Source organism: Pseudarthrobacter sp. NPDC058119 (genome assembly GCF_042884655.1).
In the GTDB taxonomy this organism is placed as follows: Bacteria; Actinomycetota; Actinomycetes; order Actinomycetales; family Micrococcaceae; genus Arthrobacter.
On the sequence record NZ_JBHVTN010000001.1, the window covers coordinates 109,967 to 132,196 of the forward strand.

Sequence of the window (22,230 nt, forward strand, 5' to 3'; positions counted from 1 at the left end):
CGCACGGAACGGGTCAGGTCCGCCGGCGAAGGACGACGGCGGTTCCCGCGCCGAGCAGGGCCAGCGCCACTGCCGCGCACAGCGGGACAACGAACGCTCCGGCGGCCCCGTGGAGTTGGGCCAACTGTCCGCCCACTGCGGAGCCGACCGCGGTCCCGGCAACAATGCCGCTGGCCAGGGCGGTCATTACCGTGCCAAGCCTGCCGGCCGGCGCCACCTTCCCGCCCACGGCGAAGACGGTGACCATGACCGGCCCCACTGGGAGGCCGAGGACCAGCAGGACCAACGCCATCATGGGCAGCGACGACGGTACCAGCAGCAGGACAGCCAGTCCCGCCATCAGGACGGCGCAGGACACCCAGCGGAACGCCAGGCCTGCCCGGCGCGGCCAGTAGGCAACCGACAGGGCCGCCGCGGCGGAACTGACTCCCATGACGGCGTACAGCAGGCCCGCGATCTCCGGTCCGGCAAGCCCGGCAGAGAAGGCGCTCAACGCGGCCTGGGTGGAGCCAAAGAATGTGCCCATGCAGGCCATGGCGAGGACGGGCAGCGCCACAGCCCACGGCAGCTTCGCGGCCGGCATGTGCTTGCCGCCTGCCGGGCTCCGGCGGGCCGGCACGGCACGGTGGGTTGGATGCACGGCGAAGGCGGGCACCAATGTGATGGTCATGGCTGCCGCCAGGACCAGCGGAAGCCAGGGCGCCACGAGGCTGGCCAGGATTCCCACCAGCGCCGGTCCAAGGACAAAGGTCACCTCGTCCGCGGTGCTCTCGTAGGACAGCGCCGTGTCAAGGTCGCGGGCGGCTTGGGGCGAAGCCCCTGAACCTCCCACAGTGGCAGTGAGCGCCATCCACCGGACCCGGGCCAGGGGCCCCACCTGGGGGCAGGTGGCACCGGCCGCGAAGGCGGCTGCCAGGACCGGCGGCGCGAACCCGTCCAGGACCGCAGCGGTGCCGGCGGCAAAGACCAGGGCCAGCACGGCCACTGTATTGAGCACGGCCGCCAGCAAAAGGATCGGCCGCTGTCCCTTCCGGTCTGCAAGGGATCCCAGCACCGGTGCACCCAGGGCGGAGCCGATGCCCACAGCGCCGGCAGCCGCGCCCCCGGCGGCAAAGGAGCCGCTGGCCGAAGTGACGAGGGTCAGGGTGCCCATGGCCAGCATGGCCAGGGGTAGCCGGGCAAAGAGGCCCAACGGCAGGAAACCTGCACCGGCAAGGTGCGGAAGGCGTGAAAAGCGTCCGCGCTGGGGCGCCGCCGGGGCTTCCTGGCTTTCCTGGCGTGGGGAGGCCTGGACGGGGACGGTATCGGTGGGTGAAGGGGTGGTGTGTGGTGTCACTTCTGGGCTCGTTCAGTACGTGCGCATCGTCCCTCCTCCCGATGCGCGCAACCCGGTAACACAGAGAAGTATATCGGCCCCGTTCAGTGGACGGTCAGAGAAGGGCGTCCAGGCTTTCGGAGATCCGCAGCGTGGAGCCGTTCCGGTTCTTGACCACCTGCAGCTGGGAGCTGATCCGTTGCTTCATCTCGGCCACGTGGCTGACCAGTCCCACCACCCTCCCGCCGTCGCGAAGTCCTTCCAGGGCATCCATGACCTGCTCCAGGGATTGGTCGTCCAGGCTGCCGAAGCCCTCGTCAACGAACAGGGTTTCGATTTCCACGCCGCCGGATTCCTGCTGGACCACATCCGCAAGGCCCAGGGCCAGCGAGAGCGAGGCCATGAAGGACTCACCTCCGGACAGCGTGGAGGTGTCCCGCCGGAAGCCCGTCCACTGGTCCACCACTTCCAGGCCGAGCCCCGACTTTGCTCCGCGGGCGGCTTTGGCGTCTGTGTGCTGGAGCAGGTACCGGCCGTCGCTCATGGCCACGAGGCGTTCGGACGCGGCGAGGGCCACCTGTTCCAGCCGCGCGGCCAGGACATAACTGTTCAGGCTCATGCGGTACGTGTTCTCGCCCCGGCCGGCTGCGGCGTCGGCCAACCCGGCAAGCATCCGGGCCCGCTCCGCGGGCTCGCGTGACGAACCTGCCAGAGCTTCATAGTCCGCGGCGATGGCCTTCAACGATTCCAGGCAGCGGGCGGCCAGGCCGGCAGCAAGATCGGCCTCCCGCGCCTGGTTCCGGGCAGCCGCAGCGTCCAGGCGCAGCGAGGCCAGCCGTTCCCCGTCCGCGACAAAGCCGGCCGATGCTTCCTCCTGGGCGAGCACGATGTCGTCAGACTCGAACAGCCCGGCCACGCGGGCTGCTTCGTCCTGGGCGGCACGGATGGCAGCCTCAAGTACTGCCAGGTCAGCCGCATTAAGGAGCTGGCTTCGGACATCTTCAGCAGAGGCAAATCCGGCACCGGGCAGCGCCTGTTCCAGGGCATCCTGGGCTTCAGCAGCCTGCAGCCGCGCACCATCCAGGCGCACCTGCGCTTCGACTGCTTTGTCCAGGACCGCCACTGCATCGTCAAGTTCCCGCAGACGGCTGCCCAGGCTTCGGTGGCTGCCCCGCAACCCTGAAAGCGCCGCGTCCAGTACGGCAACCTGTTCAGCCAGGTCGGCAAGGCCAGCGGTGGCCTGGGACATCCCGGCTTCCGTTTCGGACAGCGTGGCCCGGGCCTGGCCCAGGTTGTCATCCACGGCCTCCAGCCGCTGCCGCCTGTCCTGCAGCTGCTCCGCCGCCTGCTCGGCCTCGACTGCCGCAGCGAGTGCATCAGCTGCACCCGAGCGTGCATCATCCACCGGCGTCGTCCCGCCTTGGCCGGCCAGGACAGCCACTGCCTGCTCCGCCTCGGCCAGGTCAGCGGCGACCCCGGCATGGGCCGCCTCCGCGGCCTCGTACACGCCGTGGGCCTGTTCCTCGTCCTGGGCCAGGGACGGCCCTCCGGTTCCCGCATCTGCCGGGCCCGGATGTTCCCCGCTTCCGCAGACAGGGCACGGTTCTCCGGCAACCAGCCCCGCAGCCAGTTCGGATGCGGCGTTCGCCAGCCGCTCTTCCCGCAGGTCCAGCCAGCGGCGCTTAGCCTCCAGGAGGGTTTCCCGGGAGTCGTTATGGCGGCTCCTGGCGAGATCCCTGCGCGTGGCGGCTTCCGCGTTCCGCCTGACCACATCCAGCAGCTCCGCCGCAGCGGCCGCCTCTTTGCGCCGCAAAGATGCTTCCGCAGCGCGGGCTTCCAGCTGGCCCAGGCCCTCCAGGAGCCGGTCCCGTTCCGCCACCAGGTGCTCGGCGCGCTGGCCCAGCGCCTCCGCGGCGAGCTCCAGCCCACCCAGCCGGCCTGTCAGGTCATGGTGCCGCTTGCGCAGCTCCTGGAGCCTGTCCTCGTCAGGCAGCCGCGCCTCGACGACGGCCAGCAGCGAACGCAGCCGGCCGAGTTCCTCCACGGCCCCCGGCAGGCTGCCCGCGCCAACGTTGAGGCCCAGGTCCGGCTGCGGGTCCCCTGATGTTCCGGCGCCGAGCTGGGACAACTCGCCGCCGTCCGCAGCGGCGAGGCGCAGCAGCGTCATGGCCGATTCGGCGGCAGCGGCGGCGCCACGGACTTTACCGGCAGCAGCGTCAACAGCCTGCAGCTGTCCCTGGAGGACTTCTGCCTGCCTGTGCCTCGCCAGCTGCGAAGAAAGCTCTTCCTGCACGGCGGCCCCATCTTCGACGGCCTTCCTCCGGGCGGCAGCCGCGGCGAGTTTCCGGTGCCGTTCGTGGCGGGCGGCCTCCGTTTCCACCTCCGTGCGCCGGCCCTGGTTGGCTTCCTCAGCGGCGGCCGCCTGTCCCGCGAGCTCGTCCCGGCGCAGGGCGGCAGCAGCCTGCAGCCACGCAAGGCGGCGGGGAATATCGTCCGTTGGCGGCGCGTCCTCCCCGGGAAGGTCCAGCGGGGCGGCCTCGGTTTCGGCGCGCGAGGCGAGGACGGCGAGTTGTCCGGACAGGACCGCCACGTCCTCCCTCGCGGCGGCCGCCTGCCGGGACAGTTCCTGCTCCAGGGCTTCGAACCGCTGGGTGCCGAAGAGCTTCTGCAGCAGGTCCAGCCGGTCAGCAGCCTTTGAGCGCAGGAAAGCAGCGAAATCACCCTGCGGCAGCATCACCACCCGGGTGAACTGTTCACGGTCCATGCCCAGCAGTGCCATGATTTCCGCGCCCGCTTCATCATTGCGGGCGGACTTCTCCACCCAGGCCCCGCCCACCCGCTCCCGGAGCAGCGTCTTGGCCTGCTGGACCGTAAAGCCGTTCTTCCCGCGGGCGCTCGGCTTCTCCCAGGACGGTGAACGCGTCACCTCGAAGCGGCGGCCCTGCGCGGAAAACTCACACGTTACGGCGGGCTCCTGTCCAGGCTCCGCATGGTCGCTGCGCAACCGCTTCCCGTCCTGCCGGGCACCGGGGACGGAGCCGTACAGCGCAAAGCAGATGGCATCCAGCACGCTGGTCTTGCCGGCACCGGTGGGCCCGTTCAGCAGGAACAGTCCGTGCGAGCTCAGGCGGTCAAAGTCGATGTCCTCGGTCCCGGCGAAGGGTCCGAACGCGGAAATCCGCAGCTTGTGGATCCTCACCGCGACACCTCCGAAAGCCTGACGTTTTCCAGCGCTTCCGCGAGCGCAGCCCTTTCGGCGGGGTCCGCGCCCCGTCCCCGCACGTGGTCCAGGAACCCGCAGCAGACGGCCAGGTCATCCGGTGCGCCCGCGAGCCGGCTGCTGTAGCTTGCCTCGGCGGGGGCAGTGGCGCCCTGTGGGTCGAAGGCCAGGACCAGGGTATCCGGAAACCTGGCGCGCAGCCGTTCCATGGCGCGGGCGGGACGCTGGGCATCGGTCAGGGTGACCTGGCAATAGGCTGTTTCCGCCCAGGCATGGCCCGGATCCGCCAGCAGTTCCTCCAGCGGTCCGCGCAGTACGGCCAATGGACGCGGAGCCTCCCAGAGGACTTCCGCTACCGAAGCCACGCCGTCCGGACCTACGTCCACCAGCCAGGCACCTTTTTGCTGCGCGGCCTCGGAGAAGGAATAGGCCAGTGGGGAGCCGGAGTACCTGACGGATTCGGACAGCTTCTGCCGGCCGTGCAGGTGGCCCAGCGCCGTGTAGCTGAAACCGTCGAACAGGTCCAGGGGAACAGCTCCGACGCCGCCGATGCTGAGGTCGCGTTCGCTGTCAGAACTGATTCCGCCGCTGGCGAAGGTGTGCGCCAGGACTACGGAGTGGACGGTGGCGGAAGCGGCCCGCCGGGCAATGTCCGCCCGGACCAGGGCTGTTGCGGCGCGGGTGACCTCGAAGTGGCTTGCTGTGTCCACGCCCAGCTGGTCGGCGACCATCCTGGGTTCGAGCCACGGGATGCCGTAAAGGGCCAAGGTGGCGTCCTTCCCTGCAGCGTCCGTTCCGAGCGGGATCAGCAGCGGCTGGTCGAGGTCCTCCACCCTGGTGCGGAGGTGCACTCCCCCGCGTTCCAGCAGGCGGGACGCGAACCCCAGGCGGATGGCGGAATCGTGGTTGCCGCTCGTGAGGACCACCTGCGCGCCTGCGGCGGTGAGCCGGACTAAAGCGTCGTCGAGCAGGTGCACCACGTCCACGCCGGGAAGCGCGCGGTCGTAGACGTCGCCCGCGATTAGGACGATGTCTACGCGTTCCCGCTCAACCGCCGCCACCAACTGGTCCACGAAGGAGCGCTGGGCGTCGAGCATGCCAACGCCGTGGAAGGAACGGCCCAGGTGCCAGTCCGAGGTGTGAAGTAACCGCATGGTCCTAAGTTATCGGCAGCCACTGACAGTGCAGAAAACGCCGCGGCAAAGGGCGCTCAGGACCTTTTTCCGTCGAAGAACTCCTGGGCCTCGCTGACGCCAGGCTTCCCGTGGCGGCCGGCCGCGGCGGGGAGTCCTTCATTCACCGGGGCGTCCTCGGCGCCGGCGTCCTCCTCGTCGTCGTCTTCGCCGGGAACTTCTTCGGGCTCGACGGGAGCCGGGGACTGGGCCACCGCGGTGATCCGGAAGACCAGTCCGGCAATGGCCCCGCCGGCCAGCGGTGCCACCAGGAAGACCCACAGCTGCTCCACGGCCCAGCCGGAGCTGAAGACGGCGGAAGCAACCGCACGGGCGGGGTTGAACGGGAGGTTGCCCACTGACTGGCCTACCTGCAGCAGGGCGGCAAATGACAGTCCGACGGCGACGGGGGCCACGGTGCGGCTGCCGCCTTCACGGCCTGCCGCGCCAAGGAAGACTGCCACGATGATGGCAGCGCCGAGCAATTCGAGGAGGACAACGGCCGCAAGCGGCGCCTGGATGATGGAGTGCTCACCGAAGCCCGCGGCCACGGTATCGAAAGCCGTGCGGCTGTCCGGGATGCTGGGCAGCGTGCGCAGGATTCCGAACAGGGCCAGGGCGCCCACCAGGGCACCAACGATCTGGGCGGCCGCGTAGGCGGCGGCTGCCCCGGCCCGGATCCGTCCCGCCAGGAGGTGCCCCAGGGTGATGGCGGGGTTGAAGTGGCCGCCGGAGATCTGCCCGAAGGCCAGCATGGCCGCGGTGATGGCAAGGCCTGCCGCCAGGGCGGACGGGACGGGGCTGGACTGCGGAATGCTGAACAGGGGCACGCCCAGGCCGGCCACCGCCAGGAAAAGGCTGCCAAACGCCTCGGCCGCCAGCCGGGGCAGCAGGCCGGAAGGTCCGGCAGCCGTGCCACCGGGCTGCAGTGCGTCGCGGGCTGGGACGGGGGTGCTCATGGTGGGACCTTTGCTTGTGGGGGTCGGGGAGTTCCGGCTGTCGTAGTGGTACCGGTGCTGCGGCCGGGCATCGGTGCCGGCGCCGGGCAACCCGAGCAGTATCCCAGCCGAGGCTGTGCGTTTGCTGGACAGCAGCTGTCCGCGGTGCTGGGGCGCCCCCGCGTGGAGCGCCGGACCACGTGGCCAGGACGGTAAATTTACCCCATGAGCTTTGACCCCGGTATCCCCGCACCCACCCTCCCGTCCCGCATCCATGGTTCCCTGCTGGGCGGGGCCTTGGGCGATGCGCTGGGGTACGCCGTGCAGTCGGATTCCATTGCCGGAATACGGGAGCGGTTCGGGGCGCAGGGCCTGACCGGGTTCGAGGACCTGGAGGGCCCCGGCCGCTTCTCTGATGACACGCAGCTGACCCTGTACACCGTGGACGGACTGGTGGAGGCGCTCGAGTGGGCCAACTCGGGCGTGGGTGCGGACGTGAACGCCTGCCTGTGGCTGGCCTACCTGCGCTGGCTTGCCACCCAGGGTTGGGATGCAGGGCCGTCCGCACCGGCACCCCAGCCGCGCTGGATCGACGGCAATGAGGTGCTCAGGCAGCGCAGGCGGCCCGACAAGGAATGCCTCAGCGGACTGGCCACGGGTGAGATGGGAACCGCCATGCGCCCGGTGAACCCCGAGGCCAAGGGCACCGGTACCGTGATGCGTTCGGCACCGTTCGGGCTGGTACCGCACATCACGCCCGACGCCGTGTATAAGCTCAGCGCCGACGCCGCCGCCCTGACGCACGGACACCCCGCCGCACGGCAGAGTGCCGGCATCTTCAGTCTCCTGATCCACCGGCTGGTGTCCGGGGAAGGGCTGCGGGAGGCCGCCGCCGGGGTCAGCGCGCACGCGGCCGCCCTCCCGGATGTGGTCCCGGAGCTGCCGGAACGGCTGGAGGCCGCCCTCCGGCTCGCGGAAGAAGCGGTTGCGGGCCCCGAGGAACTGCTCCAGGCGCTTGGCGGCGGCCGGACAGCCGAAGAAGCCCTCGCCGTCGCGCTTTATGCAGTCATTGCTACTGCGCGGGCCGGCGAAGCAGAGGCGCAGCCCGTTGCGCATTTCCGCGACGCCATGCTGGTGGCCGTGAACCACAGCGGGGCCAGCGATACCACGGGGGCACTGGCTGGAAACATCCTGGGCGCCCTCTACGGGGAGGCCTGCCTGCCCGCCCGCTGGCTGGAAGCCCTGGAAGCGGCGGAGGTCATCCGCGGAATGGCGGATCAGCTGGTGAAGGTTACGACCGGCGAAGGCTGATGTTGTTGCAGGCCTCGCAGACATCCTCCGGGATCACGCCGCGGCGCTGCAGGAACCCGAAGATGGTGCAGCCCAGGCAGAATCCCGCGAAGGCTTCCAGCGAGGCAGCTATCACCAGGATACCCAGGAGCGTCCAGGCTGCGGGCGCTGCGCCGGCCGCGAAGAGGAGCAGGGCACCGGTGGACACTGCCGCACCGATTCCCTGGGCGAATCGCTTCGGCGGCCCGGAAACCAGCTTCACCTTCCCCAGCCGCGGGGTGATCACCTTGACCGAGAGCAATGCCAGGGGTGAAATCCGCGGGCCGAAGAGCAGCCGCAGCCAGAATCCGGCGGCGATCGCAGCCAGCCCCCAGCCTGAATTGGCCACAGCGGTGACAATGGCGAGCAGCACCACGAGCGCTGCCGTGGTCCGGGCTGCGTACTCATTGACGGGGTTGGGAAATTCGAACAGGGAGGCCATCCCGCAAGGGTAGGAGGCAGCCGCCGGAGCAGCCAAGCTTTGTTGCGCCGGATGACCGCGGACCGCCGCAGGACGGATCAGGCGCCGGCCCCGGCCCTTGCTGCCCCGGCTCCCACAGGGAGTTCGTGGTTCTCTTCGGGACCGCCCACCATCTGCAGGAACTCGCCTTCGGACAGCACTTCAATGGCCTGGCCGCGCTCGTGCAGCTCCAGGACTCGGCGGGCCTTTCCCGTCAGCCTGCCCGAACGCAGGTCCGAGGCCACGAACCCGTCCCCCACCACCAGCACGGTGGTCCGGGCGGTGACCCGGCTCTCGGTCCGCGCACCGCACCTGGCCGACCGAAGTTTGGCGTCCGGACGGTTGATGGAGAGCTGCCCGGTGAACACCACCGTCTGGGCGTACAGCGGGTGCCCGGGCTCGGCGTCCACGTTGGGCTCCGGGTTCAGTCCTTCCTCCGGCCAGCCGGACTGGAACCGCCGGACCAGGGCGGCACCGTTGCCGGAGTTGCCTGCCAGCGCAGTGAGGCTGGCCTTTGTCAGGTCGCCGCCGGCGGGGTCGAAGGCCTCCTGCCGCGGCATGGCCAGCCCCAGGGAAAGGTAAAGCTCGGCGATGCTGTTGGCACCGTTGCGGGCGGCGATGTCGATGAGGATGCCCGCGCAGGCACGGGCGTCTTCCGCGGCGTCGTGGTGGTTGACCAGCGGGACACCGGCTTCCTCTGCGGCAAACGGGAGGGAGTTGGACACGAGCGAGTAGCAGCGCCGGGACAGCATGACGGTGCAGACGTAGTCGTAGGCCGGGCCCGGCAGGCCGGAAACTTCCAGCGCCGAGCGGATCACGCCCAGGTCGAAGGCCGCGTTGTGCGCCACCAGCACGTCATCGCCGATGAATGCCCCTATTTCGGGAAACAGCTCGCCGAAGCGTGGCGAGCCGGCGACATCAGCCGGTGTGATGCCGTGGATCCTGACGTTGTGGTGGTCGAAGGTGTCGTATCCCGCCGGTGGCCGCATCAGCCAGGAGGCTTCGGCGACGATCCTGCCGCCCCTCACCTTCGTCAGTCCTACGGAGCAAGGGGAGCCCCGGAAGCCGTTGGCCGTTTCGAAGTCGATCGCCGTAAAGTCCAAACCCACGGCCCCTACCTTACCGCCGCGGACCTCCACCCCCGGGGAGCGCAGGCCCGTCAAGTACCCTTGAAAGGTGAACTTCCCTGTGATGAATGAGCTCGCTGTGTCCATGCTGGGCGGTGCGGGACCGGTCCAGCCGAAAATGGCGTCGTTCCTGCCCGACTGGCTGAACCCCCAGGTCTTCCTGGCCGATCCTGCGCTGGCCCCCTGGGTGGTGCTGCTGGTGTGCGGGATCGTCTTCGCCGAAACCGGCCTGCTGGTGGGTTTCTTCCTGCCGGGCGATTCCATGCTGTTCACCGCCGGCCTGCTGGTGGCCACGGACACCATCAAGTTCAACATCTGGTTCCTGGCCCTGCTGATCGTGGTCTCGGCCATCGTTGGCAACCAGACCGGCTACCTCATCGGGTCCAAGGCCGGCCCCGCGATCTTCAACAAGCCCAACTCGCGGCTCTTCAAGCGCGAAAACGTGGAGAATGCCCACGCGTTCTTTGAAAAGCACGGCGGCAAGGCCCTGATCCTGGCCCGTTTCGTGCCGATCATCCGGACCTTTGTTCCGGTCATCGTGGGCGTGGCACAGATGAGCCGCAAGAAGTTCTTCATCTACAACGTCATCGGTGCGGCCCTGTGGGGCGGCGGGGTGACGCTGCTCGGCTACCTGCTGGGAGACAAGGTCCCCTGGGTCCGCGACAACCTGGACATCATCTTCATCGCCATCGTGCTCGTCTCGGTGATTCCCATCGGCATCGAACTGCTGCGCGGGATGTCCGCGCGGCGCCAGGCGGCGGCCTACGGCACCGACGCCGTCGATGAATTCATCGAGGAGCACGAACCGGAAGAAGAGCAGAAGACTCCCCGCAATATCCACGGCCAGCGGCCGGAGTAGCGGCCCTCCCCTACCCATCAAAGCAAAAAGGTGCGCACCCGCAGGGGTGCGCACCTTTTTTCCGGGACAGCCCAGCCTTTAGCCTGCCGCTTCGAGTGCCGCCACAATGGACGGCAGCAGCGCCCGGAACGCTTTGCCGCGGTGGCTGATGGCGTTCTTCTCCTCGGCGGACAGTTCGGCGCAGCTGCGGTCGTGGCCCGCGGGCTGCAGGACGGGGTCGTAGCCAAAACCACCGGCGCCGCGCGGTTCGCGGAGGAGGATGCCTTCCAGCTGTCCGTATTCCACCACCTCGTGCCCGGGGCCCTCCGCGTCCGCGGGCATGGCCAGGGCGGCGGCGCACACGAACGCGGCACCGCGGTGTTCGTCGGGAACGTCGGACAGCTGGTTCAGCAGCAGTTCGAGGTTGGCGGCGTCGTCACCGTGGCGTCCCGCCCAGCGGGCAGAGAAGATGCCGGGGGCCCCGCCCATGACGTCCACGGCCAGCCCGGAGTCGTCGGCGATGGCCACGAGTCCGGTGGCGCCGGCCACCGCGCGCGCCTTCAGCAGGGAGTTTTCGGCGAACGTCACGCCGGTCTCGACGACGTCCGGGGCACCTGCCGCGGCGGCGTCCACCACCTGGGTATCGACGTCGAGCCCCGGAACCTGTCCGCGCAGCAGTTCGCGGAGTTCGCGAAGCTTGCCTTTGTTGTGCGTTGCCAGCACCAGCCGTGGAGCCGCACCGCTCACAGGGTGTCCGCCAGGGTCTCGCGCTGGATGGCAGCCAGCTGGGCCGTGCCCAGGAGGGCCAGGTCCAGGAGCTGGTTCAGCTCATCCCGGTCGAACGGGGCGCCCTCAGCCGTTCCCTGCACCTCAACGAACTTGCCGGAACCGGTGACCACCACGTTCATGTCGGTCTCCGCCCGGACGTCCTCCACGTAGGGCAGGTCCAGCATGGGGACGCCGTCGATGATGCCCACGGACACCGCTGCAATTGTGTCAATGAGCGGCTGGGCGTTCTTGGCGATGAGCTTGGTGTCGCGGGCGAACCGGATGGCGTCGGCCAGCGCCACGTAGGCACCGGTGATCGCAGCGGTGCGGGTGCCGCCGTCGGCCTGTAGGACGTCGCAGTCCAGCACGATGGTGTTCTCGCCCAGGGCCTTGGTGTCGATGATGGAGCGCAGCGAACGCCCGATCAGGCGTGAAATCTCGTGCGTGCGGCCGCCGATCTTCCCCTTCACGGATTCCCGGTCCGAACGGGTGTTGGTGGCGCGTGGCAGCATGGCGTACTCGGCCGTGACCCAGCCGCGGCCCTCGCCCTTGAGCCAGCGCGGCACCCCGGCGGTCAGCGATGCCGTGCACAGCACCCTGGTGTTGCCGAACTCGATCAGTGCCGATCCTTCAGCCTGGTTGGACCATCCGCGGGTGATGCTGATGGGCCGGAGCTGGTCGGGGGCACGGCCGTCGGCACGCACTACGGGCACTGCTGTTGCTTCAGATGTCATGCCTTTAGCTTATCGAGTGCCTGCGCGGCAGGCAGTCGCCCGCGATCCGGCGCCGCTAAATGGTGTAGTGCACGCCCGCTACGGCAACTGCCACGTCGCCCGGGAACACCGGCCGGGCTTCGGCCATCACGGTGGTCTGGGAGGTCCACACCGGAATATGGGTCAGCAGGAGGCGCCGTGCACCCGCGGCGGCCGCCGCTTCCCCGGCCCGCTTGCCCGTGAGGTGGACGTCGTTGATGCCGTCGTCCCGGCCCTCTTCGAAGGCTGCCTCGCACAGGAACAGGTCCGCGTCCTTGGCGGCTTCCTCGAGCCCGGCACAGGAATCGGTATCACCGGAATAGGTCAGGACACGGGACACAGGAGCGCCGTCCTTGCCGGGCTCCACCACTTCGACGCGGAGCGCGTAGGCCTCTTCGATGGGGTGGTTCACGGCGAACGGGGTGATGGTGAACGGCCCCACGGTTACGGGTTCGCGTTCTGTCCAGTTGGTGAAGTCGAACTCTTCGTGCATGCCGGGATCCAGGGGCAGGCCGTAGGCGGTGGCCATCCGGTCTGCCGTGGCAGCGGGGCCCCAGACGGGGATCCGGCCACGGCCCCAGCCACCGGGCTTCCAGCGGATGGCAACATGCAGCCCGCACAGGTCCATGCAGTGGTCAGGATGCAGGTGGGTGAGGAAGATCGCGTCGATGTCCTCCAGGTCGGTGTACCGCTGGATGGCTCCCAGGGCTCCGCTGCCGAGGTCCATCACCACCTTCCAGGTCCGCTTGCCGTCGGTGGCAGTCAGGAGGTAGCACGACGCCGGGGAGCCGGGTCCGGGGAATGAGCCCGTGCATCCCACGATGGTCAGCTTCACTGGGCGGACCCTCCACCGTGGCGCGCCCCGGCCAGCCCGCCGCCCACGAAGTTCGAGATCCTGGGGCGGCTGCGTGCGCTTTGCGCGGCGGCGATCATCTCAGGAGTAATCCGCGCCAGGCTCCCCGTGGGGTACTGCGCTGCCACGTGGTCCACGTGCCGGACCGAGAGCACTTCCGGGCCCAGGAACCGGCGGGCCAGCGCCTCGAACTGCCCCGCGTCACCGGTGGCCACGAAGTGGTGCTCGGGCGGAACCTCCCCGGTGCGCTGCAGGCTGTGGGTGGCCAGGGCACGGTATACGTCCTTGGCGGTTTCCTCGGCGCTGGAGACCAGGGTGACATCCGCGCCCATGACGTAGGAGATGACGCCCGTCAGCAGCGGGTAGTGGGTGCAGCCCAGCACCACGGTGTCCACCCCGGCGGCCTTCAGCGGCGCGAGGTATTCCTCCGCAACTTCAAGCAGGGCCGGGCCGGTGGTGATGCCCGCCTCCACATAGCTGACGAATTCGGGACAGGCCGCGGAAGTGATCTGCAAATCCGGAGCCGCGGCAAAAGTGTCATCGTAGGCGCGCGAGCCAATGGTCGCGGATGTTCCGATCACGCCGACCTTTCCCGTGCGGGTGGCGGCAACAGCGCGCCGGACCGCGGGCTGGATCACCTCGATGACCGGGATGCCGTACTTGGCCGTGTACCGCTCGCGGGCATCGCGCAGGACAGCGGCCGACGCCGAGTTGCAGGCGATGGTGAGCAGCTTGACTCCGGAGTCCACAAGTTCGTCCATCACGCCGAGGGCATTGGCACGCACCTCTGCGATGGGCAGCGGCCCGTAGGGGCCATGGGCGGTGTCCCCCACGTAAAGGATGGACTCGTTGGGGAGCTGGTCGATGATGGAGCGGGCCACCGTGAGTCCGCCAACACCGGAGTCGAAGACACCGATGGGCCGGGCTTCCGGGGCGGCGGCCGGCACGTCGCTTGCGGCCGCGGGCTGTATTTCCGCCGACGGTTCCGCGCTCGAGGCTGTTGTCATGGTTATTCGAGGATAGGTGGTCGCGGAAGCGTCAGTCATCATCTTGTGTCCAGCGACTCGTGTCTGCTGTGTCACAGGGACGGCCTCCCCCGGGCCGCCGTGGCTCACCGGTGGGATTCCATGGACTGCAGCATGGCCTGGACCAGGGATTCCTGCAGCCAGGTGGTGAAGTTGTACACCAGCGCCAGGTAGCTCTCCACGTCCTCGGCCTGGGACCAGTCCTGCATGCGGTGGACATGCTCGGCGTCGGCCTCGTCCCTGATGTCCAGCCGCTCCGCCAGCACCAGGCGGACGTCGTTCAGCGCCATGGACCAGTGCCTTGCCCCTTCGGGCGTCAGCACGATCTCGTCTTTGTCCAGGTCCAGCGCCGCCGCACGCAGCGCACCGATCTTCGTTTCCCGCAGTGAACGCTCGGTGAGCTGCCGGAACTCAAGGGACGCGGCGCCGTCGTCCTTCGCCACATTGGGCAGCAGCCGCTTGACCGCACGGTCGGTGGGCTCAGCCACGTCCATGTCCAGGCCAATGAGGGCTGCCAGCGGGTCCTGCCCGGAACGGTCCTCCGGCTGGAGCATGGAAATCACGTCGTCGATGAGGCTGCGCAGCAGGTCCCGTTCGGCCGGTTCCAGGAACCCCGTGATGCCCTTGAGTCCGTATTTGAATGCCTTAGCCACGTTTCCCCTTACCCTGGCCCGGACCGCCGGACCTGCCGGACTTGCCACCCGTTCCACCGCTGGCTTTTTCCACGGTGGCCCAGAGCCCAAACGCGTGCATGGCGACGGCGTGGCGCTCCACCTGTTCCTTGCTGCCGGAGGCAACGATGGACCGGCCCTTTTTGTGGACCTCCATCATGAGTTTATTGGCTTTGCTTTCCGAATAGCCGAAGTAGCTTTGGAAGACGTAGCTGACATAGCTCATCAGATTGACAGGATCGTTCCAGATCACCAGGTTCCAGGGAATGTCCGGCGCGGTCAGGGAGTCGGTGGACTCTGCTGTGCCGGTCCGGATGCCCTCCTGTGTATCAGGGCCGGGCGCAACGCTTATGGTCATCTGTCCATTCTATGGGGACGCCCGATAGAGTGATTTTCGTGAGCACCTCAGCCGGCTGGCACCATCCCCGCACGTCCTTCTATACCGACCACTACGAGCTGACCATGCTGCAGGCGTCCCTCCATTCCGGGGCGGCCCACCGCAGGTCCGTGTTCGAGGCGTTTGCGCGGCGCCTGCCGGACGGCCGGCGCTACGGCATCGTGGCCGGCACCGGGCGCCTGCTCGAAGGGATCGCTAATTTCCGTTTCGGGGAGGCGGAACTGGAGTTCCTGGAACGCACCAACGTAGTCAACCCGGAGACCCTGGATTACCTTGCCAACTACAGGTTCTCCGGCGATATCTGGGGCTACGCCGAGGGGGACGCGTACTTCCCCAACTCCCCCATCCTGGTGGTGGAGGCCTCGTTCGCCGAAGCCTGCATGCTGGAGACCTACCTGCTGTCAGTGCTCAACCACGACACGGCCATCGCCTCCGCCGCCTCCCGGATGGTCACCGCCGCGGGCGGCCGGCCCTGCATCGAGATGGGCTCCCGGCGCACGCACGAGGAAGCGGCCACCGCCTCGGCGCGCGCGGCGATCATTGCCGGTTTCGACAGCACCTCCAACCTGGAGGCGGGCATCCGGTATGGCGTGAAGACGGTGGGCACCGCCGCACACTCCTTCACGCTGCTGCACGATACCGAACGGGAGGCCTTCGAAGCCCAGCTGGCCTCGCTGGGCGCGGGCACGTCCCTCCTGGTGGATACGTACGACGTCGAGAAGGCCGTCCGTACAGCCGTCGAGCTGGCAGGGCCCGGCCTGGGCGGCGTCCGGCTGGACTCAGGCGACCTGGTGGCCCAGGCCCAGTGGGTTCGCCGGCTCCTGGACGACCTCGGCAACGAGCACACCAAGATCGTGGTGACCTCGGACCTGGACGAATACGCCATCGCAGCCCTCCAGTCCGCTCCCGTGGACTCCTACGGGGTGGGCACGTCGCTGGTCACCGGCTCGGGCGCCCCCACCGCCAGCATGGTCTACAAGCTGGTCAGCCGCGCCGACGACGAGGGCAACTTCGTCTCCGTGGCCAAGGCGGCCAAGAATAAAGCCAGCGTGGGCGGCCGCAAATATGCCCTCCGGAAGCTGGACGAACGCGGCCGCGCCACCTCGGAGGTAGTGGGCGTGGGTCACCGGCCGGAGGATGACGGCAACGACCGTCCGCTCCTGCAGCAGTTTATGAAGAACGGCGAACTGCTCCCGGGGTGGACCGGCCACGAAGGCGTGCTGCGCGCACGGCAGCGGCACGCAGATACCATGGCGGAGCTGCCGCCGGTGGTCAACCGCCTGCAGCGCGGCGAGCCCGCGATTCCCACCATCTACGAGGAGAACTGATGTCCCGCGCGCTGATCATCGTGGACGTGCAGAACGATTTCTGCGAAGGGGGCTCGCTCGCTGTCCCCGGCGGTGCCGCGGTCGCCGGTGCGATCAGCGAGTACCTGGACGCCCATCACACCGAATTCGACCACGTGGTGGCCACCCAGGACTGGCACATCGATCCGGGCAGCCACTTTTCCGAGACGCCCGACTACCGGGACAGCTGGCCCCGGCACTGCGTGGCAGGCACCCGGGGCGCCGACCTCCACCCGGACCTGGACACCGAATACGTGGACGCCTACTTCCGGAAGGGCCAGTTCGCCGCAGCCTACTCGGGCTTCGAGGGCCTGCTGGCGCCGGAGGACGCAGTTCCCACCGGCGAGCGCCAGGCAGGCGGCCTGCCCGGCGCCGCGGCAGCACTGGAAACTGATGAGGACGCCATCGGCCTTGACGACTGGCTGCAGAGCCACGACGTGGAGGACGTGGTGGTGGTTGGCATCGCCACCGACTACTGCGTGAAGGCCACCGCCCTGGACGCGGTCCAGGCCGGCTACGGCGTCACCGTGGTGCGGTCGTTGACCGCCGGCATCGCCGAGGACCTGGAGGACGCCGTCGCAGAAATGGAGCTCGGCGGGGCGGACATCGCCTGATTCCCTGCCGCTGGGCCGCTACTTGCGGCCCACGAACCAGTCCTGGAGCTTGCGCAGCCGGGACTTCAGCTGCTCCTCGTTGGCCTGGGCCACCGGAGGTCCGCCGCAGACAGTGCGGAGCTTGGTGTGCACCACCCCGTGCGGGGTCCCGGTCCGGGCAGACCAGGCGGCCACATTCTTGGCCAGTTCGTTGCGCAGGTCCATCAGCATCCGGTGGTCGGGGACGGCGGGCGCTGCAGGCTCGGCCGCGGGTGTCCTCCGGTTCTTCCGGTTCAGCTGCTCGTGCTGGCGCTGGCGCAGCAGCGTCCCCACCTGTTCGGCGTCCAGAAGGCCCGGAATCCCCAGGAAGTCCAGCTCGTCGTCGGACCCCACTTCACCACCGGTGCCAAACTCGCCGCCGTCGAACAACACGCGGTCAAAGGACGCCTGGGAGTCCAGTGCCTCGAACTTGCCCTTGGTCAGGCTGTCCGAGGCTTTGTCCTCGCGGTTGGCCTCGGCCATCAGCGAGTCCTCGGGGTTGAAGAGGCCGTCTCCGTCTTCCTTCTCGGGCCGGTCCAGCGCGTGGTCCCGTTCCATCTCCATGGAGTTGGCCAGCGCCATCAGCTGCGGCACGGATGGCAGGAAGACCGACGCCGTTTCGCCCCTTTTGCGGGCGCGCACGAAACGTCCCACAGCCTGGGCAAAGAACAGCGGCGTGGATGTTGAGGTAGCATAGACACCCACGGACAGCCGCGGCACGTCGACGCCTTCGGACACCATGCGGACCGCAACCATCCAGCGCTTGTCGCCGGCCGAGAAGTCCTCGATCTTGCTGGATGCCTTGGCGTCGTCGGACAGGATGACGGTGGGCGATTCGCCGGTGATCCTCTTCAGCTGCCCGGCGTAGGCCCGGGCGTCCTCGTGATCGGTGGCGATGACCAGGCCGCCGGCGTCCGGCACGGTGCGCCGGACTTCGCTGAGCCGCTTGTCCGCACCGGCCAGGACAGCGGGAATCCACTCCCCCGCCGGGTTCAAGGCGGTCCGCCACGCGTGGCTGGTGATGTCCTTGGTCACGGCGGCCTCACCCAGGGAGGCGGCCATTTCCTCACCGGCGCTGGTACGCCAGCGCATCTGGCCGGAGTAGGCCATGAACATCACCGGACGCACCACGTGGTCCCGGAGGGCGTTGCCGTAGCCGTAGGTGTAGTCGGCCTTGGAGCGCCGGATGCCGTCCCGGTCCTCCGCGTACTCCACGAACGGGATGGGCGAAGTATCCGAACGGAACGGCGTACCGGTCAGGGACAGCCGGCGCACCGCGGGGTCGAACGCCTCGCGCAGGCCGTCGCCCCAGGACAGCGCCTCGCCGCCGTGGTGGATCTCATCCAGGATCACCAGGGTTCGGGCGGCCTCGGTCTTGGCCCGGTGCAGCAGGGGTTTGCTGGCCACCTGTGCGTAGGTGACGGCAACGCCGATGAAGCCGCGGCCGTGCTGGCCGTCGGAGTTCTTGAAATTGGGGTCGATGGCGATCCCTACTTTGGCGGCCGCATCCGCCCACTGGCGTTTCAGGTGGTCAGTCGGGGCGACGATGGTCACCCGGTTGACGGCACCGGAATCAATCAGGGTGGAGGCGATGCGCAGCGCGAACGTGGTCTTACCTGCACCCGGGGTTGCCACGGCGAGGAAGTCGCGCGGGCTGTTCTTCAGGTAGAGGTCAAGGGCTTCCTGCTGCCAGGCACGGAGTTTCGGGGCGGTTCCCCAGGCTGCACGTTCCGGGTAGGCCGGAGGCAGGGTGGGGCCGCCGAAGAGCGTCTCCGTCACTACTTGTTGTTGCCCGAGTCCCCCGGACCCTTCCCGCCGTCGTTGCCCGGCCGGAGGCCTTCATAGACTTCCTTGCACTCGGGGCACACCGGGAATTTCTGCGGATCCCGGCCAGGCGTCCAGACCTTGCCGCACAGGGCAATGACGGGTTCCCCGGTCATCGCGGACTCCATGATCTTTTCCTTGCGCACATAGTGGGCAAAGCGCTCCCGGTCGCCCGGTTCCACCTCCTGGCGCAGTTCCTCGCGCTCAATGGTGGCCGTGGACGTTCCAGCCCCGGAAAGCTCGCGCATCGGGTCGTTTTCGAGAGGGTCCGTCATGCTAGTCATGGCATCCATCTTAGCCTTTCCGGCGGCCCGGCGTTCGACGGCGGCACGCCCGCGCCGGGGTCCGGAACCGGCCGCCGTCGTCCTTTTTTGCAGCCTGCCGGTGTCCCGCAGCCGCGCTACAGCCCCTGCCAGGTCGGCTTGTTTTCATACGTATGGCGGTAGAAATCAGCGAGTTTCAGGGCCGAGGCTGCTGCTTCGTCCAGCAGGATGGTGGCGTGCGGGTGGAATTGCAGCACCGAAGCGGGACAGATGGCGGCCACCGGCCCCTCCACGAAGTCGCGGACGGCCTGGGCCTTCTGGGCGCCCGTGGCGAGGAGGATCACGTGGCGCGCCGCCATGATGGTGCCCAGTCCCTGGGTAATGACGTGGTGCGGCACGCCACCCAGGTTGTCGAAGAACCTGGCGTTGTCCCGGCGTGTCTGTTCGATCAGGCTCTTGATCCGGGTCCGTGACGCGAAGGAGGAGCACGGTTCGTTGAAGCCGATATGGCCGTCGGTACCCACGCCCAGCAACTGCAGGTCAATGCCGCCGGCAGCCGTGATGGCCTCTTCGTAGGCGGTGCAGGCAGCGGGGATGTCCGCGGCTGTTCCGTCGGGCACGTGGACGTTCTCCGGCGCGATGTTCACGCGGTTGGTGAACTCCCGGCGGACCACCTCGCTGTAGGAGGCCGGATGGCCGGCGGGGAGGCCAACGTATTCATCCAGCGCGAATGCCGATGCCTGGCTGAAATCGAGTCCCTGCCCGTGCCGGGCCGCCAGTTCGTCGTACACCGGCAGCGGCGAGGAACCCGTGGCCAAGCCCAGGACCGCGTCCGGCTTGCGGCGGACGAGCTGTTCGACGGCGTCGGCGGCGAGCCTTCCAACTTGCCGGCTGCCGCCGAGGATTACGACTTCCATGCTGTTCCCTTCCTGGAACTGTCAGCGGTTGACGGTGACCTGCGCCAGGAGCTCAGGCCCGCGGGCATCAAGCCACCTGCCGCCAAGCCGGACGCCGGACAGGAAAAGGACCAGGCCCAGGACGGTTCCCACCGCCAGGTTGAGCCAGCCGAACAGGATGTTACCCGTGACCGCCTGGGCCACCAGCAACGCCGCCTCCGGCAGGACCAGGACCATCAGGACCAGCATTCCCACGAACTGCACGGCCAAGGTCTGCCCCACATTGCCCGGGGGCTTCTTGAATGGGCTGTCCCCCGGCAACGGGACGGTGACCGTGTACCGGGCCGACACCACCGAGGACAGCCCCAGGCCGGTGAAGAGGATCCCTAGGCTGAACCCCAGCTGGCCGGGCAGCACCGCCCAGTTGCGGGCAAAGGCGGCATACCCCACCGAGAACACCAGCACCACCGGCAGCGCGAAGGTCATGCACGCCAGTGCCCGGCCCAGCCGGTCCGCCACTCCCCGGACGCCGGTGGCCAGGTGCAGCGCGAAGGCGGTGTTGTCATAGGAGACATCGGCGGAGATGGACCAGGCCAGGATGAAGGCGGACACCGGGGCAAGGAACGCCAGGCTGCCGTAGCTGCCGGTCTGCGCCCCCTGGAACGCCAGCACTACCGGAAGCAGTGGGATGACCACCAGGGAGCCCGAGTACCGGGGGTCGCGGAACCAGTAGGTCAGCGACCTTGCCATGATGGCACCGGCAGGGGTGGCGGGCAGCACGCCGAACAGGCCCAGCCTGCCGCCCCTCCGCTTCCCGGCGCCGGCGTAGGGCGGCGTGACCAGCGCCCGGCCGAGCAGCAGTTTCCAGCACCAGGCCAGGGCCGCGAGGACAACCATCGAAATCACCAGCTTCACCGCGGCCTCGGCGGGCCGGCCCGACGCGATATCGCCAGCCAGCGACCATGGCGCCCCCAGCGGCGTCCAGGACAGGGCCCGGGCGAAGTCCGGCAGGAACCCCGTGGACCCTGAGATGCCGCGGCCAACCCCCGCCACGATGGGACCCAGCAGGACCAGCGGCACCATGAACGCGAGGGCGCTGATGTCCTTGAAGCGCCTGGACGCGGCAAGGCTCGCTGTTGCCGTGGTGACCACCTTGGCCAGCACGACGCACGTCATGACGCCCAGGCACGCGCCCGCGAGTGCTGCGAGCGCCGGAAGCGGGCCGCGTGACCAGGTCACCACGGTGGCCAGGGACACCAGCGTGGTGGCCAGGCCGGGGATGCCAATCAGGCCGCCAAGCGCCAGCCCGGCGAGCATCTGCTTCATGGGGATGGCAAAGGTGGTGAAGCGGGCCGGATCGAGGGTCATGTCCGTGGCCGACGCCACCACCGGGACCACTGCCCAGCCCAGGATGGCGGCGGAGCCGCCCAGGACCACCGCGGTGTGTGCTGTGACCGGCCCGGCGGCGCGCAGCAGGACCAGGGCCATGACCAGCGTCGCCACCACCCCCAGCGCGTAGAGTCCGGCGACGGCCATGCCCACCAGCTGCCAGGGGCTGCGGCGCAGTCCGTTCCGGAGCAGCGTGAGCTTGAGCCTTAGAAGGTGCGCAACCATTCCAGCCCTTCCGTTTGGCTGTGGCCGCCGACCAGCTGGACGAAGCGGTCCTCGAGCGAGGCGCCGGCGCGCACGTCGTCCACGGTGCCCGCGGCCAGCAGCTGGCCTTTGGCCACCACCGCGACGTGGTCGCACATCCGCTGGACCAGGTCCATCACGTGGCTGGACACGATGACCGTCCCGCCGGAGTCCACGTACCGGTCCAGGATGGAACGGATGTTCGCCGCAGATACGGGGTCGACCGCTTCGAAGGGCTCGTCCAGGACCAGGAGCCGCGGGGCGTGGATGAGTGCGGAGGCCAGGGCAATCTTCTTCGTCATGCCCGCCGAGTAGTCCACCACCAGCGTGCCCGCATCCTGGCTGAGGTCCATGGCGGCCAGCAGTTCCCCAACTCGCGCTGCCACGACGGCCTTGTCCATGCCGCGGAGCAGGCCGGCATAGGTGATCAGTTGCTCGCCCGTCAGCCGGTCGAAGAGCCGGACGCCGTCGGGCAGGATGCCCATGAGCCGCTTGGCTTCAAGGGGGTGCTGCCAGACGTCGACACCGTGCACCACGGCGGTCCCGAAGTCCGGCCGCAGCAGGCCGGTGGCCATGGACAGAGTTGTGGTCTTGCCCGCGCCGTTGGGTCCCACGATGCCAAAGAACGAACCGGCCGGGACGTCCAAGCTGATGCCGTCCACCGCGATCTTCCCGCCGAACCGCTTGGCCAGCCCGCGGATGGAAAGGGCCGGCACGGGGCCGGAAGCCGGCGGCTGTTCAGGGATCGGAGCAGTCATGGTGCCAGCCTAGT

General features: G+C 68.7%; 21 protein-coding genes. 4 read left to right on the forward strand and 17 right to left on the reverse strand.

Annotated features, from left to right (window positions below):
• Positions 1-13 precede the first annotated feature (13 nt).
• From ACFVTD_RS00510 to ACFVTD_RS00525, 4 genes are all read right to left on the reverse strand, one after another.
• The gene (locus ACFVTD_RS00510; RefSeq protein ID WP_387556617.1) at positions 14-1,336 is read right to left on the reverse strand and encodes an MFS transporter; all 1,323 of its coding nucleotides are present in this window, start codon (positions 1,334-1,336) and stop codon (positions 14-16) included.
• Between the two features lie 94 nt (positions 1,337-1,430).
• On the reverse strand, positions 1,431-4,514 hold the full coding sequence (locus tag ACFVTD_RS00515) for an AAA family ATPase (protein ID WP_387556619.1): 3,084 nt from the start codon (positions 4,512-4,514) through the stop codon (positions 1,431-1,433).
• Positions 4,511-5,689, reverse strand: coding sequence for an exonuclease SbcCD subunit D (locus ACFVTD_RS00520; protein ID WP_387556621.1), 1,179 nt, complete (start codon positions 5,687-5,689; stop codon positions 4,511-4,513). Before ACFVTD_RS00520 ends, ACFVTD_RS00515 begins: the two co-directional genes overlap by 4 nt.
• Positions 5,690-5,745: 56 nt before the next feature.
• Positions 5,746-6,666 (reverse strand): MIP/aquaporin family protein, encoded by a 921-nt coding sequence (locus ACFVTD_RS00525; protein ID WP_387556623.1) that lies wholly within the window; start codon positions 6,664-6,666, stop codon positions 5,746-5,748.
• Between the two features lie 204 nt (positions 6,667-6,870).
• Here ACFVTD_RS00525 and ACFVTD_RS00530 point away from each other — a divergent pair, with 204 nt between their 5' ends.
• A complete protein-coding gene (locus tag ACFVTD_RS00530) occupies positions 6,871-7,956 on the forward strand; it encodes an ADP-ribosylglycohydrolase family protein (protein WP_387556624.1) in 1,086 nt (361 codons plus the stop codon).
• Here the strand turns inward: ACFVTD_RS00530 and ACFVTD_RS00535 are convergent.
• Together ACFVTD_RS00535 and ACFVTD_RS00540 are read right to left on the reverse strand one after the other, a co-directional pair.
• Positions 7,937-8,416 (reverse strand): DUF4395 domain-containing protein, encoded by a 480-nt coding sequence (locus tag ACFVTD_RS00535; protein ID WP_387556625.1) that lies wholly within the window; start codon positions 8,414-8,416, stop codon positions 7,937-7,939. The genes ACFVTD_RS00530 and ACFVTD_RS00535 overlap by 20 nt on opposite strands.
• Positions 8,417-8,493: 77 nt before the next feature.
• Positions 8,494-9,543: an exonuclease domain-containing protein gene (locus ACFVTD_RS00540; RefSeq protein WP_387556627.1), complete on the reverse strand. Its 1,050-nt coding sequence runs from the start codon at positions 9,541-9,543 to the stop codon at positions 8,494-8,496.
• Positions 9,544-9,625: 82 nt separating this feature from the next.
• Here ACFVTD_RS00540 and ACFVTD_RS00545 point away from each other — a divergent pair, with 82 nt between their 5' ends.
• Positions 9,626-10,420, forward strand: coding sequence for a DedA family protein (locus ACFVTD_RS00545; RefSeq protein WP_387556629.1), 795 nt, complete (start codon positions 9,626-9,628; stop codon positions 10,418-10,420).
• Between the two features lie 78 nt (positions 10,421-10,498).
• On the opposite strand, the gene rdgB is transcribed toward ACFVTD_RS00545, so the two are convergent.
• The 6 genes from rdgB to clpS all read right to left on the reverse strand — a co-directional run bounded on the left by rdgB (position 10,499) and on the right by clpS (position 14,826).
• Complete coding sequence (gene rdgB / locus ACFVTD_RS00550) at positions 10,499-11,146, reverse strand: RdgB/HAM1 family non-canonical purine NTP pyrophosphatase (RefSeq protein ID WP_387556631.1); 648 nt, start codon at positions 11,144-11,146, stop codon at positions 10,499-10,501.
• On the reverse strand, positions 11,143-11,901 hold the full coding sequence (gene rph / locus ACFVTD_RS00555) for a ribonuclease PH (protein WP_141181812.1): 759 nt from the start codon (positions 11,899-11,901) through the stop codon (positions 11,143-11,145). The genes rdgB and rph overlap by 4 nt, the downstream gene beginning before the upstream one ends.
• 55 nt (positions 11,902-11,956) lie before the next feature.
• On the reverse strand, positions 11,957-12,754 hold the full coding sequence (locus ACFVTD_RS00560; protein WP_387556633.1) for an MBL fold metallo-hydrolase: 798 nt from the start codon (positions 12,752-12,754) through the stop codon (positions 11,957-11,959).
• Entirely contained in the window at positions 12,751-13,779 is a 1,029-nt protein-coding gene (gene murI / locus ACFVTD_RS00565) for a glutamate racemase (RefSeq protein WP_387556635.1), read from the reverse strand. Before murI ends, ACFVTD_RS00560 begins: the two co-directional genes overlap by 4 nt.
• Before the next feature lie 104 nt (positions 13,780-13,883).
• Positions 13,884-14,450: a DUF2017 domain-containing protein gene (locus ACFVTD_RS00570; RefSeq protein ID WP_387556637.1), complete on the reverse strand. Its 567-nt coding sequence runs from the start codon at positions 14,448-14,450 to the stop codon at positions 13,884-13,886.
• Positions 14,443-14,826, reverse strand: a complete 384-nt coding sequence (clpS, locus tag ACFVTD_RS00575; RefSeq protein WP_387556639.1) for an ATP-dependent Clp protease adapter ClpS — start codon at positions 14,824-14,826, stop codon at positions 14,443-14,445. The genes ACFVTD_RS00570 and clpS overlap by 8 nt, the downstream gene beginning before the upstream one ends.
• A 38-nt stretch (positions 14,827-14,864) precedes the next feature.
• On the opposite strand from clpS, the gene ACFVTD_RS00580 reads away from it, so the two are divergent.
• Both ACFVTD_RS00580 and ACFVTD_RS00585 read left to right on the forward strand, forming a co-directional pair.
• The gene (locus tag ACFVTD_RS00580; RefSeq protein ID WP_387556641.1) at positions 14,865-16,193 is read left to right on the forward strand and encodes a nicotinate phosphoribosyltransferase; all 1,329 of its coding nucleotides are present in this window, start codon (positions 14,865-14,867) and stop codon (positions 16,191-16,193) included.
• A complete protein-coding gene (locus ACFVTD_RS00585; RefSeq protein WP_387556643.1) occupies positions 16,193-16,825 on the forward strand; it encodes an isochorismatase family protein in 633 nt (210 codons plus the stop codon). The genes ACFVTD_RS00580 and ACFVTD_RS00585 overlap by 1 nt, the downstream gene beginning before the upstream one ends.
• A gap of 18 nt (positions 16,826-16,843) precedes the next feature.
• Here ACFVTD_RS00585 and ACFVTD_RS00590 read toward each other — a convergent pair whose 3' ends face one another.
• The 5 genes from ACFVTD_RS00590 to ACFVTD_RS00610 all read right to left on the reverse strand — a co-directional run bounded on the left by ACFVTD_RS00590 (position 16,844) and on the right by ACFVTD_RS00610 (position 22,216).
• Positions 16,844-18,622 (reverse strand): DEAD/DEAH box helicase, encoded by a 1,779-nt coding sequence (locus ACFVTD_RS00590; RefSeq protein WP_387556645.1) that lies wholly within the window; start codon positions 18,620-18,622, stop codon positions 16,844-16,846.
• Positions 18,622-18,960, reverse strand: coding sequence for a DUF3039 domain-containing protein (locus ACFVTD_RS00595; RefSeq protein ID WP_110541018.1), 339 nt, complete (start codon positions 18,958-18,960; stop codon positions 18,622-18,624). The genes ACFVTD_RS00590 and ACFVTD_RS00595 overlap by 1 nt, the downstream gene beginning before the upstream one ends.
• 107 nt (positions 18,961-19,067) lie before the next feature.
• Positions 19,068-19,847, reverse strand: a complete 780-nt coding sequence (gene nagB, locus ACFVTD_RS00600) for a glucosamine-6-phosphate deaminase (protein ID WP_387556647.1) — start codon at positions 19,845-19,847, stop codon at positions 19,068-19,070.
• Positions 19,848-19,868: 21 nt separating this feature from the next.
• Positions 19,869-21,440 carry a transporter gene (locus ACFVTD_RS00605; RefSeq protein ID WP_387556649.1) on the reverse strand — a complete coding sequence of 524 codons (1,572 nt, stop codon included), beginning with the start codon at positions 21,438-21,440 and terminating at the stop codon, positions 19,869-19,871.
• Positions 21,422-22,216 carry an ABC transporter ATP-binding protein gene (locus tag ACFVTD_RS00610; RefSeq protein WP_387556651.1) on the reverse strand — a complete coding sequence of 265 codons (795 nt, stop codon included), beginning with the start codon at positions 22,214-22,216 and terminating at the stop codon, positions 21,422-21,424. Before ACFVTD_RS00610 ends, ACFVTD_RS00605 begins: the two co-directional genes overlap by 19 nt.
• Positions 22,217-22,230: the final 14 nt, after the last annotated feature.